General features: G+C 42.4%; 15 protein-coding genes and 1 pseudogene. 8 read left to right on the forward strand and 8 right to left on the reverse strand.

All coding sequences use genetic code 11. The features are described from left to right. The first annotated feature begins 75 nt into the window (after window positions 1-75). Window positions 76-564: a TraR/DksA family transcriptional regulator gene (locus M1E06_RS10375; protein ID WP_020451807.1), complete on the forward strand. Its 489-nt coding sequence runs from the start codon at window positions 76-78 to the stop codon at window positions 562-564. A gap of 29 nt (window positions 565-593) precedes the next feature. Next, window positions 594-998 (forward strand): aminotransferase class I/II-fold pyridoxal phosphate-dependent enzyme, encoded by a 405-nt coding sequence (locus M1E06_RS10380; RefSeq protein WP_043054340.1) that lies wholly within the window; start codon window positions 594-596, stop codon window positions 996-998. On the opposite strand, the gene M1E06_RS10385 is transcribed toward M1E06_RS10380, so the two are convergent. Beyond that, window positions 886-1,290 carry a hypothetical protein gene (locus M1E06_RS10385; RefSeq protein ID WP_216904428.1) on the reverse strand — a complete coding sequence of 135 codons (405 nt, stop codon included), beginning with the start codon at window positions 1,288-1,290 and terminating at the stop codon, window positions 886-888. The genes M1E06_RS10380 and M1E06_RS10385 overlap by 113 nt on opposite strands. Window positions 1,291-2,720: 1,430 nt before the next feature. Here M1E06_RS10385 and M1E06_RS10390 point away from each other — a divergent pair. Both M1E06_RS10390 and M1E06_RS10395 read left to right on the forward strand, forming a co-directional pair. After that, complete coding sequence (locus M1E06_RS10390) at window positions 2,721-4,184, forward strand: serine hydrolase (protein WP_025811298.1); 1,464 nt, start codon at window positions 2,721-2,723, stop codon at window positions 4,182-4,184. A 300-nt stretch (window positions 4,185-4,484) separates the two neighbouring features. Further along, window positions 4,485-5,111 carry an FMN-dependent NADH-azoreductase gene (locus M1E06_RS10395; protein WP_020451803.1) on the forward strand — a complete coding sequence of 209 codons (627 nt, stop codon included), beginning with the start codon at window positions 4,485-4,487 and terminating at the stop codon, window positions 5,109-5,111. A gap of 42 nt (window positions 5,112-5,153) precedes the next feature. On the opposite strand, the gene M1E06_RS10400 is transcribed toward M1E06_RS10395, so the two are convergent. The 4 genes from M1E06_RS10400 to M1E06_RS10415 form a co-directional block, all read right to left on the reverse strand. Further along, window positions 5,154-5,669, reverse strand: coding sequence for a DinB family protein (locus M1E06_RS10400; protein ID WP_020451802.1), 516 nt, complete (start codon window positions 5,667-5,669; stop codon window positions 5,154-5,156). Window positions 5,670-5,792: 123 nt separating this feature from the next. Next, a complete protein-coding gene (locus tag M1E06_RS10405; protein WP_020451801.1) occupies window positions 5,793-6,248 on the reverse strand; it encodes a YndM family protein in 456 nt (151 codons plus the stop codon). Window positions 6,249-6,269: 21 nt separating this feature from the next. Next, the gene (locus M1E06_RS10410; protein ID WP_020451800.1) at window positions 6,270-6,395 is read right to left on the reverse strand and encodes a hypothetical protein; all 126 of its coding nucleotides are present in this window, start codon (window positions 6,393-6,395) and stop codon (window positions 6,270-6,272) included. Window positions 6,396-6,496: 101 nt separating this feature from the next. Then, window positions 6,497-7,102: a TetR/AcrR family transcriptional regulator C-terminal domain-containing protein gene (locus M1E06_RS10415; RefSeq protein WP_035338566.1), complete on the reverse strand. Its 606-nt coding sequence runs from the start codon at window positions 7,100-7,102 to the stop codon at window positions 6,497-6,499. Between the two features lie 263 nt (window positions 7,103-7,365). Between M1E06_RS10415 and M1E06_RS10420 the strand changes: the two genes are divergently transcribed. Both M1E06_RS10420 and M1E06_RS10425 read left to right on the forward strand, forming a co-directional pair. Beyond that, complete coding sequence (locus M1E06_RS10420; protein ID WP_080131428.1) at window positions 7,366-10,032, forward strand: phosphoenolpyruvate synthase; 2,667 nt, start codon at window positions 7,366-7,368, stop codon at window positions 10,030-10,032. Window positions 10,033-10,193: 161 nt separating this feature from the next. Continuing rightward, window positions 10,194-10,652: an NUDIX hydrolase gene (locus M1E06_RS10425; protein WP_020451797.1), complete on the forward strand. Its 459-nt coding sequence runs from the start codon at window positions 10,194-10,196 to the stop codon at window positions 10,650-10,652. Window positions 10,653-10,804: 152 nt separating this feature from the next. On the opposite strand, the gene M1E06_RS10430 is transcribed toward M1E06_RS10425, so the two are convergent. Next, window positions 10,805-10,990: a type Z 30S ribosomal protein S14 gene (locus M1E06_RS10430; protein ID WP_003182651.1), complete on the reverse strand. Its 186-nt coding sequence runs from the start codon at window positions 10,988-10,990 to the stop codon at window positions 10,805-10,807. 685 nt (window positions 10,991-11,675) lie between these two features. Next, window positions 11,676-12,298 (reverse strand): annotated as a pseudogene (locus M1E06_RS10435) (LysE family translocator). 174 nt (window positions 12,299-12,472) lie between these two features. Between M1E06_RS10435 and M1E06_RS10440 the strand changes: the two are divergent. Beyond that, entirely contained in the window at window positions 12,473-12,709 is a 237-nt protein-coding gene (locus M1E06_RS10440) for a CotD family spore coat protein (protein ID WP_023857337.1), read from the forward strand. An 82-nt stretch (window positions 12,710-12,791) separates the two neighbouring features. Here the strand turns inward: M1E06_RS10440 and M1E06_RS10445 are convergent, their stop codons facing one another. Beyond that, entirely contained in the window at window positions 12,792-13,295 is a 504-nt protein-coding gene (locus M1E06_RS10445; RefSeq protein ID WP_020451795.1) for a hypothetical protein, read from the reverse strand. A 137-nt stretch (window positions 13,296-13,432) separates the two neighbouring features. On the opposite strand from M1E06_RS10445, the gene M1E06_RS10450 reads away from it, so the two are divergent. Beyond that, the gene (locus M1E06_RS10450; RefSeq protein WP_039072832.1) at window positions 13,433-14,215 is read left to right on the forward strand and encodes an alpha/beta fold hydrolase; all 783 of its coding nucleotides are present in this window, start codon (window positions 13,433-13,435) and stop codon (window positions 14,213-14,215) included. The last annotated feature ends 218 nt before the right edge of the window (window positions 14,216-14,433 follow it).

Below are 14,433 nucleotides of genomic sequence, written 5' to 3' on the forward strand. Positions count from 1 at the left end.
GGCCTTTTTATTTTGGAAAGGCGGGTTTTTCTCCCACGAAATCGGGAAAGGAAGAAGAAAGGAGGAGGATCAGCCATGCCATTAACACAAAAACAAAAAGACCATCTCTACCATAAATTAATTGACTTAAAACAAAGCCTTTCCCCTGCAGAAGGAACAGATCAGTCGATGGCGGAAGAAACGGGCGAGCTTTCAAACGGAGTTGACAATCATCAGGCTGACCATGCCAGCGTTTATTTTGAACGAATGAGAGAGCAGACCTTCCGGCAGACGGACAGAAATTTATTAAAAGAAGTGGAAGACGCCCTCAAGCGATTGGAAGACGGCACATACGGAATATGTGAAGCAACAGGTCAAGAAATACCATATGAGCGCCTCGAAGCCGTTCCATATGCAAGAAAAACCGCGGAGACTCAAGCTGAAACAGAAAAAAGAAATCAAGAGGGGGAAGGATATGACGAGCAATTTACACGGCAAATGAAGGATTTGACAAACAGAGAAACGATGGATCAAAAGCGTTCATATGCTTACGAACGTCTTGATGAGGAGCAGGATTCAAAATAAGCACCCGCAAAAACAGGGTGCTTTTTTCTATGGCTCTGTTTGTTAAAAGAGATGTCCTACAACTGTCGACGGGGAGTCAAGTACTCGACACAATAAAACATTTATCAGTTATCGGAGGTTTAATTGCAGCTATTGATATTCTAGAGAAAAATCCGGACATCCAGGAAAAGTTACACGAAAACGAAAAGTACTTAAGAGACGGCATTCAACAAATAGGTCTTAATGTATTACATAGTGAATCACCTATTATTCCAATTATTCTTCCAGATCGCGACACAACTTTACGTTTTGCAGACTCACTTCATCAAGAAGGTGTCTACGTTAACCCAATTCTCCTCTTCGCATACCTGTTTCTAAAGCTACTAAGACGAGCACATGAAATTCTTCCTCTGTGTGTGCTAGTAGATATGTTCTTAGCTTTTGGAAGTCCGTAATGGATAACGCTTTGTTTCGTTTCGATAACTCTTTCCCACGAGGTTTGACAAGTTCTGCGAAATCATTCGTGAGATAACCACGAGCGTAAGCGTCACGAAGTGCCATTTTGACTTTTATTAACAAGCTGCGAGTGGTACTGTGAGAACGCTTCTTTGCGTATTCATCAATTTTTCTTTGCACAGCAATGTCATTCATATCTTTTAACTGAATATTTCCGAATAACTTTCTAATAATCCCTGACGCTTCTAGGTATCTTTGAAACATAGCTTTTTGTATATCATTTTTCTTCACAAGATATATCCAGTGTTAGTTGTTTAAAAGAATCTACATGCCTAAGTCAAATCTCTTTGTTTCTTCCATCAATCTGATATAAAAGTCTTTTTTTATCACCTTTTTTATCCAATTCCTTGATATGTCCGCCACAAAATTCCAGCACAGGACATCATTTCCCTTACCGTATCAACGGATTCCATACTATTATTCTCTATTTCCTACCTCCCTGTTAGATATGGAGAGGTAGAATGGTGTCGTTGCTACGCAACGACACGCACACCGCTTCCACTTGCTCGCTTTTGCTGCCGCTTGCGGAAGCGGTGTCACTTCGGCAGTTTTTCATAATTTCTCCATGCACTCACTTCCATTGTGAAAAATGAAGCACTATTTCTATTTATCTCGCTAACCGTTCGTATTCGGTATCTCGGCGCTTATCAATCGCTCTGGAATAGGCTTCCATCATGGCGATATATAGTAGATTGTTTTTACAATCATTAGTCTACATAACAGCTTTTACGGTCAATACTGCTCGCTGTTTTATCAACTACAATGTTTAGAGACTGCTTGTACGTCTCGCTTGAAACAAGTCATCTTAGGTTTCCATTCATGAATGTAGTAGTTTCAAACTTCTGTATTTAGTTGTATGGGAGTATTTTTAAATAATTCCTTTCAAAGACAGCTTATGAAGTGATTTTTCGCATGTAGAAAGGTTTTAGTTTGGCTATTCTCACAAAATAAATATCACGATATGCAATGTTGTTTTTTAAAAAAATAGCTCTTCATACATCGCTCTTTCTCATTTTTATTTTCTCGCTTGCTAAGTTTCTGTCTATATCTTTGTTACGGTTAATATCATATTACGATTTGTATTGGAGTTGTAGGGGGGGGGGGGTGCAAAATAAATCTTTATTTGTTCAATGTTATTATCGCATGATGTGTTGTGATATTGTGTAATATCCTTATCATATCAACTATTAGAGAGGGAGAAAAAAGTATCAAATTCTGCAATGAAATTCTTGCTGCAATAAAATTCTTGCGGACATATTGTCATAGGGGCATAATCGATGTTGAGTGAGAGACAGAACGCCGATAAAGTATAATATCTGGATATAAAACGAAGAAACAATTGCTTGATGGATTGTAGACATGAAAGCATTGAATATACACCTATCAAAATCTTTTACATTAGCAGAAAAATAAGGAGATTTACATATAATCATGTTTAATATGTAAATTTCTCTATTATGTTTATCAAAGATAAGGTAATAGTTTTTACGTACTGCGCCATAACTTAATCTATCTTTTTCCATTTTATTAATCTCATTACATATTCAGAAATAACCTTTTCCCTTGTATAATCGGTATAATGTGTCTGCTTTGAAATGAAAAAATATAGTGGCATCATGATCACAGATAGCGAGTCAATATTTTATTACTGGGGGTGTCTCATGGGAAGTAAGATGATAATTATAACAATAATCACAGTATTTATGTTGTTTGTTGGATTTAACACCTCAGCCTATGCATTGACAGAGGAAGAGTCTGTTGCAATCCAATCATTATTAGAAGATGCTAGGCGTATATCTGGCACACCGGGCATGTCAGTTTCAATACAATCAAGGGATGATACCTATTTCTTTTCATCCGGCTATGCAAACTCTGAGGAAGGGATTTTGACCAATGAAAACACCATATGGGAGTTAGCCTCCGTCAGCAAAGCTTTTACTGCTTTAGGAATTTTACTTTTGGAAGAGCAGGGATTTTTGTCTATGGACGATTCGGTTGTAGAGTATTTACCTTGGTTCTCATTGCGATATCAGGGACAGCCCGTTGACATGCAGAGTGTTACTTTGAATCATTTCCTTCATCATACTACAGGGTTAATCAATAGGTATCATACTCAGCATATCCCAGAGGGAAATACACCAGATATGTTGCAAAAGACCGTTGAAATGTTAATAGATGCCGAAGTGGTATTTCCACCTGGCGAAAGATATGAATATGGGACGGTAAATTATGATGTGCTGGGCTTGGTGATAGAAACCGTATCGGGGCAAAGCTTTGAGGATTTTATGGAAGAACAAGTATTTCGACCACTGGGGTTGTATGAAACTTATGCGAATAGAGGTAAGGTACAAGCGACAGGTCAGTTGGCACAGGGCTATCGTTCCGCTTTTTTCATGACGCTGCCATATGATGCACCGGAATTTAGAGGAAACACACCTGCTGGGTATCTGTTTTCGTCCTCTCAAGACATAGCCCGTTGGATGGGAATTCAATTGGGAATTGTTGAAGATATTCCGGAAATCTTTCAAGGGCTGATTGCAAAATCACATGAGGGCAATAGGTCTGTTGCGGCTGTGGATGAACTGTACTATGGGGCGGGGTGGGTCGTGAATGCAGATCAGACATTCATCCAACACGCAGGTGGTAATCCAACGTTTGCAACAAATATATTCTTATTCCCAGAAGAACAGCTAGGTATCTCTCTATTATCCAATAGTGCCAGTACAAATATTGATATGTTATATAATATTAAGGATATTTTAGACGGAAACATCTCCCAAAGCTATCAAATGAGTTTGATGCAGATTTCCGATATCGCCCTATCTTCCGCTACAATTGCTCTAACATTACTAGCAATTCTATTTTTCTTTTTAGGGGTGCGTAGAAAGAAACAGAATAGGAAATTACCGTTAACGAAAAAGAGATTGATACTCATAGCTTTTTGGCTTGTGACTACAATTTTTATAGGTATCCTATGCCTAATCCTCCCCACAATATTTGGGGCTAGTTGGAGGTCATTTCTAGTTTGGCAAACGTATAGTTATCTAACCGCACTGATTGCGTTGTCTTTACTAAGTGCAAGTATCACTTGGTTTGTATATTGTTATCGATATAAATGTTCCTAATGAGATGTGCCATTGTAACCTAAACGAAAACTTTTTTATTTGCTTCGCAGCATATTCCTACCACGCATAAATATGCTACATAATATAATATTTTATGCTTGAACTTAAATAATGTTGTATTATCCGAACGAAAGTTCTTGCTGATATGAGCAATCGTTTGTTTTTTATCAAATATGAACAGGGCTTTTTTGATAGAAACATCTTTTGGCATCAAAATAAATGAGTTGACTTTCTATTTAAAAGAAAGTAACATACTATTTGTAAGTAAATATTGAAACGTTAGCACGGGAGGAAAATAGAATGTCTAAAGTATTGTTTGTTAAAGCTAATGACCGTACTGCTGAAGAAGCTGTATCTGTAAAACTTTATGATGCGTTTCTTAACAGCTATAAAGAAAATCATCCAAACGATGAAATTGTAGAGCTTGATCTTTACAAAGAAAACCCGCCGTACCTGGGCAGAAATGCTATTAACGGGACATTTAAAGCAGGAAAAGGCATGGAATTGAACGAGGAAGAAAAAGCAGCTGCAGCTGTAGCGGACCGTTACTTGGACGAATTCGTCAAAGCCGATAAAGTTGTTTTTGCTTTCCCATTGTGGAACTTTGCTGTTCCAGCTGTACTTCACACTTATGTGGACTACTTGTCCCGCGCAGGAGTGACGTTTACATACACTCCTGAAGGACCTAAAGGCCTGATGGGAGACAAGAAGGTTGCTCTGTTAAATGCCAGAGGCGGCTTCTATTCTGAAGGACCGATGGCTGCAATGGAAATGTCATTGAACTACATGAAAACCGTCATGGGCTTCTTCGGTGTTCAAGACCTGCATACCGTTGTCATCGAAGGACACAACGCTGTTCCTGACGACGCTCAAAAAATCATTGAAAACGGCTTAGCAGAAGCTAAAAAACTTGCAGCATCATTTTAATTGTGAAACCCTTGTTCCAAAAGCGGAACAAGGGTTTTTTATTTATGTCGGCTGCTTCATGCTTAATAAATAATAAACATAGTCAGTCGGCACACCCGCTTCACCCATTTGCCTCAGCATCGCTGAAATGTTGCCTCTGTGGTACGTGCCGTGATTGACCACGTGATGAAGGAGTTCGCTAACAGGCGTTTTGATTTCGCCGAATGCCGGATGTGCAATCGTGATTTCACCATCGGGGTCTTCAAGATTTTCAAAAAACGTTTCATATTGAAGCGCCGTGTCTTGAAAAATGGAGACGAAGTCATCAATCTTTTTTCCCTTTAACATTTCTTTCAGCCGCATGCCGGTTTCCTTTGCTTCCTCGTAAGCGGCTCCGGATATTACTTTCAGCCACAAGGCGTCGGCCACGCACATATGGGTAACGACCTCAGATACAGATTGAAAAACGCTTTGGATTTCCCGGGTGAACAGCTCTTCAGGCAGGCTTTTCAGGTGGCTGAGCACCCTTTGATTCGCCCAGTTGTGATAATCTAAATGCTTTAGTGCGCGATGTGTCATATTTTTAGCCCTCCTCACTTTTTTATTATCAATTCGTGAAAAAGATCGATATTCCTTTAAATGAGGAAAAAATACCTCGGGGCATAAAAAGTAAAAAACCTGCCGATCGGCAGGTTTTTGTGCTTAGTCTTCGTCCTGTTTTTTAGATGGGGTAACCGGGTAAAGTTCTTCCGATGCTTCACTTTGATACTGCAATGAGCCTGGCTTTTCCCGTTTTTCGTTTTCCGTTTCGCCCAAAACGTTGGCTTCCATATAGCGGTGGAAGAAATATTCGAACACTGTGACGCCGATTGCTGACACGATTGAAGCTGCAGCAAGCGAACCATACGGCGGATTATTTTGCATGGCGAGAATCGCCCAGATCAATACGAGGGAAAGGCCAAAGTCTCCCATTGTTGCAGTTGTATTGTTTGTTCTCGGCAGAAGAAGAAGATCTCCGATCAGATAGGAGATCACACCTAAAAACAATGTCAAAACAAACATTTCGCCAAATGGAACGCCAAAAAACAGAGTTAGCACCACATATAAGAGGACAAGGCTCACAATAAATTTTAAACACAATGCTCTTACATGCTTCATTTCGTTTCCACACCTTTCAGCTTATTTTAAAGCATTCCTGTTTTGTTGCTGTTTATTGCTTTTGTTATCCTGCTGGAATGCGCTTTCTGTTTCGTGGTCGTTTTTCAGCTGCTCGAGGCTGCTGTTTTGAATGCCTTTCTTCTGCATGGTCTCACCACCTTTTTCACTATATTTTGGATTATTTTTGATTTCTTATACATACCACGAAAAAAGCAAAAAAGAGGGTTATCCCTCTTCCTGAAAGCCTGTCATTTTTTTCTCAGTCCTGCCGCGTATGCAGGGCCCATCCCAGTTATTTTTGATAAAATGAGCGCCATATCATGCGGCGTCTCTTTCATGCCGTTTTCCAGCCATTGCTGCATGACGCTGATATGAGCGCCGGTTATATAGGAAATCAAGTAGTCCTCCGGTACGATCGGATCCGCCTTGATCGCTTTTTTCAGCCGTTTTAAATTGATGCTCAAAACCGATTTGAATTTCAAACGGAAAGAACCCGGGCCTTTCGGGCCTAAAATTGCCTTCATAAAAACCTCGTTTTCTCTTATATATTGAAAAATATCGACGACAAACGTTAGCGGATGATCAATCACATCCTGATTTAATATGTCCATTGAGTGAATCGAGCGTTTAGCAATGTTACTGATCTCTTGGATAATTTCCTCCTCGCTTTGTTCCAGCAAATCGTATTTATCTTCGTAATGCAAGTAAAACGTGCTGCGGTTAATATCGGCTTTCGTTGTAATGTCCGTGACGGATATCTCTTCAAACGTTTTATTTTTCATCAGTTCAGAAAGTGCGTCTCTAATCATTTTTTTCGTGCGCTTTACCCTGCGGTCTTTTTTTTGTCCAGTCATACAAATCCTCCTGAGGTCCATGAAAATCAACAATGTCCATGTTTGTGTTGAGAACTTAACATTTGCTGATTGATTGTTCATTGCATTCGCCTTTTGTGCAATTATAATAAACATGATGAATATTAATCAACACAGTGTTCAATATTTGTGTATGAAAAAGCATGCCTCATAAGACAAAGTGTGTTGAAAGTCCGGCCAGGGCAAAATCAATCGTCCAAAATGAGGCGTGGAATTTCAAAAAGCGGCTCTAAGGAGAGGATAGAATGGAGAAATATGTGCTGTATTTCAATGAAATCGATCAATTTGCTTTGCCCTATGTCGGCGGAAAGGGGGCGAACCTCGGGGAAATGACAAAAGCGGGTTTTCCCGTTCCCGAGGGGTTTTGCATATCAACTGCCGCCTATCGCGCGTTCATACAAACAAGCGGCATCATCGACAGCCTGCTCGACCAGCTTGGACAGCTCAAGCATGATGATCTGGAACAGATTCGGATTGCGGGGAAGCAGATTCGCGAGCATCTTGCCCAGATTCCCATACCTGACGAGATCAAATCGGCGATACTGGAAGGCGTTGATACGACCGGCAAAGATAAAGCCTATGCTGTCCGCTCCAGTGCTACGGCAGAAGACCTGCCGACAGCTTCATTTGCGGGGCAGCAGGATACCTTTTTGAATGTCTGCGGAAAAGATCAGCTTCTTGATGCGGTAAAACAATGCTGGTCCTCTCTGTTTACGGACAGGGCGATTTCCTACCGCGCGAAAAACGGTTTCGATCACCGCTCTGTTTTTCTTGCAGTTGTCGTGCAAGAGATGGTTTTTCCCGAGGTGTCCGGTATTATGTTCACTGCGGACCCGATCACGGGGCACCGCAAAACGGTTTCCATCGATGCCAGCTTCGGCTTGGGTGAAGCGTTGGTGTCCGGAATTGTGAGCGCTGATCTGTATCAGGTTCAGTCAGGTGAAATCGTCAAAAAACAACTTTCGAAGAAGGAATCGGCCATTTACTCCGTTCCAGAAGGAGGAACCGTTCAGAAAACCCTCTCTCCGGAAGAACAACAAACACAGGCTTTGCCGGATCCAAAAATCGTCGAATTGGCAGAACTGGGGCGCAGAATCGAGGCTCACTACGGTAAGGAACAGGATATAGAATGGGCTTTTGCCGGCGGCAGCTTTTACATTCTTCAAAGCCGGCCGATCACATCCCTATACCCGGCCGTACACGTTTTTGATGATAAGCCGCATGTATTGATTAATTTTGGCTATATCCAAATGATGACCGATCCAATGAAACCATTGGGTGTATCGGTGATCAGCCAAGTTCTCCGATTTTTAAAAAAAGACCCTTCGGCACAGCCGATTCTTCGCGAAGCGGGAGGAAGAGTGTTCGCCGATATTACGGGTGCTCTTTCCCTCAGATCCGCCCGAAGCCGGCTGCTTAAAGTATTAAATGGTATGGATCAGCTGATGGCATCTGCTGTATCGGAGGCAGTCAAGCGCAAAGAACAACAGTTTAATTCCATTTCGATAAAAGGCATGTTTCATATTGCCGGGAGATTGATGCCGATTTTGATTCCGGCAGCATTAAAGGTTGTCGGAATCCTGCTGATGAAAAACCCCGATAAAGCCGAGAAAAAAGCGGAATTGATCATTGAAGCGATCGTGACGGACACCGAGGAGAAGCTTAGCCGGACTTCCGGTGCTGAGACGATCCGCGTCATCCAAAAAGGAATGGAAAGGATGTTCCAAGACGTGCTTTCAAAAGTCGCTGTATATGTCTTCAGCGGAATGATTGCAGCCGGAGCGCTCGAAAAAAAGCTGAAAAAAAAGCTGGGGGACGAAAAAAGCGCTATTTTACTGGGGAAATTGTATAAATCCCTGCCTCATAATGTCACAACGGAAATGGGTCTTGAGTTGGGGGATCTTTCCGATCAAGCAAGGAAGTATCCTGAAGTCATTGACTATTTCAAGCGTGCAGACAGCGAAAACTTTATGGAAGAATTGCTCAAAATCCCCGGCGGCGCCGAATTGAAGGCGAGTTTAGATGGTTATCTCAAAAAGTACGGGATGCGGTGCGTGGGAGAAATCGATATGACAAGGCCAAGATGGGCAGAGGCTCCGGTTCAGCTCGTTCCGTCCATACTCAGCCATATTCGGACGACTGCCCAAGGGGAACACAGGAGGAAATTTAAACAAGGCGAAATGGAAGCGGAAGAAGCAAAAAAGGAAATCATCTCTCAATTTCGTTTCACGGAAAAAAAGAGAATCTCCCGGCTCGTTCATATGTATCGAAGCCTGATGGGAATGCGGGAGCATCATAAATTTACACTTGTAAAATTGATGTTTTTATACAAAAAAGCCATTCTTAAAGAAGCCCGCCACCTCGTTGAAAAAGGAATCCTCAATTGTGAAGACGATGTTTTTTACTTGACGCTTGAAGAGCTTATCGCGCTATTGGAGAATCGCAGCATCGGGAATATTCCGGAATGGTTAACAGACAGAAAACGGCAGCATATGTCCAATCAAAAGCTCACATCCCCCCGCGTGATGACAAGTGAAGGGGAGATCATCACAGGGAGGCTGCGAAATGCAAAAAGTCCCGAAGGAGCTCTCACAGGGACACCGGTTTCTGCGGGCATCATTGAAGGGACCGCCAGAGTTGTGAAGAGCCCTGAAGACGCGAAGCTGAATCAAGGGGACATCTTAGTGGCGCCGTATACTGATCCGGGCTGGACTCCGCTTTTTACTTCAGCGGTTGGACTGATTACGGAGGTGGGCGGCATGATGACTCATGGTTCAGTAGTGGCAAGGGAATACGGCATTCCTGCGGTCGTCGGAATTGACAAAGCGACAGACATCATAGAAGACGGCGCCTACATCCGAATCGACGGAACAAACGGGTTTGTTCAAATATTGAACAGTGACGGCTCATGAGCGCTTATATTGATGTTTGATGCTTATACCAGATATAATAAAAACAGAACAAGAGTTCGGTTTGATTCTCAAGGTGAGCAAAGCGTTGAGAGCTTTCAATGAACAAAGCAGATTCATGAAAGAAGAAGCCAGTCAAACCAATGAAAATGAAGGAGAAATGGATGTCGCAAAATGGAATTGTTTTAGTAGCCAGTGTATCAATCTTACGGGATGATAAAGTCTTGATGATAAAAGAGAATAAGCCTACCGCCGTTCATAAGTGGAACTTTCCGGGTGGACGTATCGAATATGGAGAGGACATTCTCCATTCAGCTCGAAGAGAAGTTAAAGAGGAAACTGGATTGGACATAAAACTGATTGCGGCTGCTGGTGTATATAATTTTATCAGCAGGACGAAGAATCAAGTTATTTTATTTCATTTTATTGGTGAAGTTACCGGAGGTTCTATCAAGCTCGAAGAAGATGAAATTTCAGACTGCAAGTGGATAAAAGTAAGTGACCTTGTAACATTTGAGAACGAAGACTTACGAGAACCAAATGTAATAAAGCAAATCATTGATAACCTATTAAAAGAGAATGTACACTCAATGAGTGTGTATAATGAGCAACTGATTCAATAGTTCTTATCCAGCTAACAGAGACGTTAGTTGAACAAGTATAGAGGAAACCCTAATCATAGGATTTCCTCTATTTTCATGCAATATCAACATTAAAATTCAACAGAGCCTAAATCAAAAAAGCCAGCCTCTTAAAAAGGCTGACGAAGTCGTTCTTACCAGCTTGCTTTTTTAACGCCGGGGATATGCCCTTTGTAAGCAAGCTCACGGAAGCAGATGCGGCACAATTTAAACTTCCGAATCACGGAATGCGGTCTGCCGCAGCGTTCACAGCGGGTGTACTCTCTGACTTTGAACTTTTGTTCCCGTTTTTGTTTGACAATCATTGAAGTCTTGGCCATCTTTTTACCTCCTTCATTTTAAATTCATCGATTTATATAAATAAAAATAGAATTTATTTCTGTAAACAATTTATTATAACATTTAAAATATCATTTGTAAATAAATTCAAAAGACTCGCTTTGCAGATAAAAAGCGAAAATGAATCTCATTGATTAAAGCAATTAAACGATCCCGTTTCTCCTTAAAAAGCGGCATGTTCTATCAAAAAAGACCCACGCCCATCGATTGACTGATCTGCCATCCCTAAGATCGATGTGTCCGCTTTGCTCGATCTGATGATTTGGATTGAGCGGAAAATAACCGATTTGCATCATTACGAAGCAGCGGGAAATTTGTATACTGGCTTCAAAGAAAGGGGGGAAGGATAGAGAACAACGGTATTTAGATTTTTGTCTCATTGTCTGACACTCCACTATACAATGAAACGAAGGAAGAATCTAACACAGCAAGAAAGCGCTGCAGAATTTGACAGTCTTGTGATTCGACTCCAGCCAAAGAAACAAATCACTTCGATTCCGCAACACCAGCTCCCGCTCCAGATCAAGCTTGAAAACGAATCACGGAATGCAGGGCTGTTCATTTTCACATGAACCTCGATGTTCTAGGGATGACATTGCCGCTGTGTCCTTTATAAGCGGTAAAATCGGGAAAAGGTGTGCCGGCTGCACACCTTTTTTTCAGCGGCTACCTTTGGCTGACCGCTATTTTAAGCCCGATCAAAGCGAATAAAGACCCTTCCAGCAAATGAACTTTTTTGCGGCTTGCGGACTTCTGCGCAGCCGGTCTCCGACTTTTTCCGCAAACAGGCTGATCATCACAAAGATCACAAACGCTTGAATTAAAAATAACATGCCGTAAACGAGCATTTGCGTTGTCACGCTGAAGGTGCCGGGATGAATAAATTGCGGAAGAAAGGCAAGGAAGAACAAAGAGACCTTCGGGTTTAATAGATTCATCACAACGCCTTTTTGGTATAAAGCTCTGCGGTTCAATGAATCTTTAGCTTCAAGATTGAAACCAGCACTTTTTCGCCGGAAAGACTGGTAAGCTAAAAACAACAGATAGGCTGCACCTGCATATTTCACGATCGAGAAGGCGACAGCTGATTGATAGATCGCAGCAGAAATACCTGCTGCAGCAGCTGTGATATGGACGACTAACCCTGTGCATAGCCCGCATGCGGTTGCTGTACCTGCCGATTTTCCCTTTGAGATGCTCTGTGCCAAAACGAACAAGTTGTCAGGGCCCGGCATAAGTGTAAGCAGTACAGCCGCACCTAAAAAAGAAACGATCGATATCACATCCATCTGTCCAACTCCATTTTCATTAGTATTTTTTTATTATACTATCAGAGAAACTCTTTTTTGAGTGAAAAGGCGGGGAAAATGGACGGTTTTTTAGTTTCTTGTATTAGTACAAGTTTGTGCTAATCAACATATTTTGATAATGAAGAATGAAACTCAAGGAAGGGAGAAGTGCTTATGTCTTACTGCAAACCGCGCGTTCTGCCGCCAGTTGTGCATCCAACCAGGTACTGTGAGGATCACAGATACTCTAAAACGATCGTTCCTCACATCCATCCGCAGCATATTAAAAAAGTGGATCATCAGAAATACGAGCATGTTCACTATTATCCGCATTCTTATTCAAACTATAAGCCGGTTTATCATGATCACTCTTACTGCGGTAAACCTTGTAATCGCTACGAAAAATACTAACCTTTCCGGAAGAAAAAGTTCTTCTCATGAAAAAAAGGCCGTAAGAAGCGTCCTAATGGTGCTTCTGCGGCCTTTTTTTCATTTAGTTCCTGCAACCTTGCAAAGTCCCCTGCAAAACAGCTCGGCCGGCCTTTTTCGTCTTCGAATTGAAAGGACGCACTTCGACTCGGGTATTCACAGTCAGCTCTGACGATATTTCGTCAAATTTGCCCGCCCAAGGACTTCCGCCAAACCAGCTTGGCGCGTCTTCCCGGACGAGATGCATGGTGAAGCGCCAGCTGATCTGGTCCGGTATCCGGGCCATTCCTTCATATTGATCATAATCTCCAAATGAAGCAGGGGCCGGAAGCCAATCGGCGTAGATGCCGACGCTTCGCCGTTCCCTGACTGGACTGTCAGGTGCTTCGGTATACGGTTTTTTCACTTTTGCAATTAAAGCCGTTCCACGGGCATTGGGAATATCCTGGGCTGGATGAAGAACGACGCTGCATGGATAAGGTATTGGTGCGGCAGGCTGCGCTTGGATCGCCGCCGCAGGCAGCATGAGGACAAGCGACAGAGCAAGACTTCCCAAGCGTTTCATCATTGAACCACCTCCGTATCTTGAAATAGTCTAACCAGTCACACCTTTTCAAATTCTTCACCTTCAGCCGCCAGGACATTCACCTATTGACATTTTGGGAGTACCTTATGGTAAAAGACACCATGATTGGGGGCGACGGCATGGGATACTTTGTTCAGGCAGAATCAGGCGTTAACCTGTACGTAGAAGACATCAATCCTCAAAGCCGCAAAACAATTGTATTTTTGCACGGCTGGCCATTAAGCCATCTGCAGTTTGAATATCAATTTGACGATCTTTCACAAAAGGGATACCGCTGTATCGGCATTGACTGGCGGGGATTCGGGCGTTCGGATAAGCCGGCGACGGGCTACAATTACAACCGTTTGGCTGACGATATCCGCGCTGTCGTTGAGACGCTTCAACTAAACCGCTTCACGCTTGCTGGTCATTCAACCGGCGGCGCCATAGCACTTCGCTATATGTCGCGATACAGGGGTTCCGGGGTCTCAAAGCTGGTTTTGATCGATGCAGCGGCACCTGTGGGATTTACAGAAGAGACGGCAGCCAAATTGCTTCAGCAAGCGTCTCACGATCGTCCTAAGATGATGCGTGAAGTGACCGACACATTTTTCTTTCAATATATTACACAACCGTTCTCGGACTGGTTTTTTCAATTGGGATTGCAGGCGGCAGGCTGGTCAACAAAAGCGGTCATCGACATGCTGAGAGATGAGAAACTGTATGATGATCTTGGAAAAGTCGCTGCTCAGACCTTGATCATTCACGGTGTTCAAGACAAGGTGATTCCGTTTGCACAAGCAAAGGAACTCAACCGCAAAATAAGAAATTCATATCTTGTTCCGTTTCAATACAGCGGACACGGTCCGTTCTGGGAGGAACGCGAAATGTTCAACCGTATTTTAACGCAGTTTATCGGTTGATTCTATACCGAGGAGCTGCCGCCACATAATGTTCAAAAAGCAGAAAGGAATATTTTGGATAACGTGTTATGATGATAATCACCGAGACTGCTTCTACAGTTTGTAGCGTAAAAATACCCGAATAATTTTGCATTCCAGGGAAGAGAAGAATCGCAATTTTTACTAGGGTGAATCTCCGTTTTGCGCAGAAGCAGAAGGAAGCATGACGTTTCTTGAGG

The sequence above is a fragment of the Bacillus sp. AK124 genome, assembly GCF_053903085.1.

Excerpts from the sequence above, each read along its gene's own strand:
- M1E06_RS10375 (WP_020451807.1), top strand. The coding sequence starts at position 76 with ATGCCATTAACACAAAAACAAAAAGACCATCTCTACCATAAATTAATT.
- M1E06_RS10380 (WP_043054340.1), top strand. The coding sequence starts at position 594 with ATGGCTCTGTTTGTTAAAAGAGATGTCCTACAACTGTCGACGGGGAGT.
- M1E06_RS10390 (WP_025811298.1), top strand. The coding sequence starts at position 2,721 with ATGGGAAGTAAGATGATAATTATAACAATAATCACAGTATTTATGTTG.
- M1E06_RS10395 (WP_020451803.1), top strand. The coding sequence starts at position 4,485 with ATGTCTAAAGTATTGTTTGTTAAAGCTAATGACCGTACTGCTGAAGAA.
- M1E06_RS10400 (WP_020451802.1), bottom strand. The coding sequence starts at position 5,669 with ATGACACATCGCGCACTAAAGCATTTAGATTATCACAACTGGGCGAAT.
- M1E06_RS10405 (WP_020451801.1), bottom strand. The coding sequence starts at position 6,248 with ATGAAGCATGTAAGAGCATTGTGTTTAAAATTTATTGTGAGCCTTGTC.
- M1E06_RS10410 (WP_020451800.1), bottom strand. The coding sequence starts at position 6,395 with ATGCAGAAGAAAGGCATTCAAAACAGCAGCCTCGAGCAGCTGAAAAAC.
- M1E06_RS10415 (WP_035338566.1), bottom strand. The coding sequence starts at position 7,102 with ATGACTGGACAAAAAAAAGACCGCAGGGTAAAGCGCACGAAAAAAATG.
- M1E06_RS10420 (WP_080131428.1), top strand. The coding sequence starts at position 7,366 with ATGGAGAAATATGTGCTGTATTTCAATGAAATCGATCAATTTGCTTTG.
- M1E06_RS10425 (WP_020451797.1), top strand. The coding sequence starts at position 10,194 with ATGTCGCAAAATGGAATTGTTTTAGTAGCCAGTGTATCAATCTTACGG.
- M1E06_RS10430 (WP_003182651.1), bottom strand. The coding sequence starts at position 10,990 with ATGGCCAAGACTTCAATGATTGTCAAACAAAAACGGGAACAAAAGTTC.
- M1E06_RS10440 (WP_023857337.1), top strand. The coding sequence starts at position 12,473 with ATGTCTTACTGCAAACCGCGCGTTCTGCCGCCAGTTGTGCATCCAACC.
- M1E06_RS10445 (WP_020451795.1), bottom strand. The coding sequence starts at position 13,295 with ATGATGAAACGCTTGGGAAGTCTTGCTCTGTCGCTTGTCCTCATGCTG.
- M1E06_RS10450 (WP_039072832.1), top strand. The coding sequence starts at position 13,433 with ATGGGATACTTTGTTCAGGCAGAATCAGGCGTTAACCTGTACGTAGAA.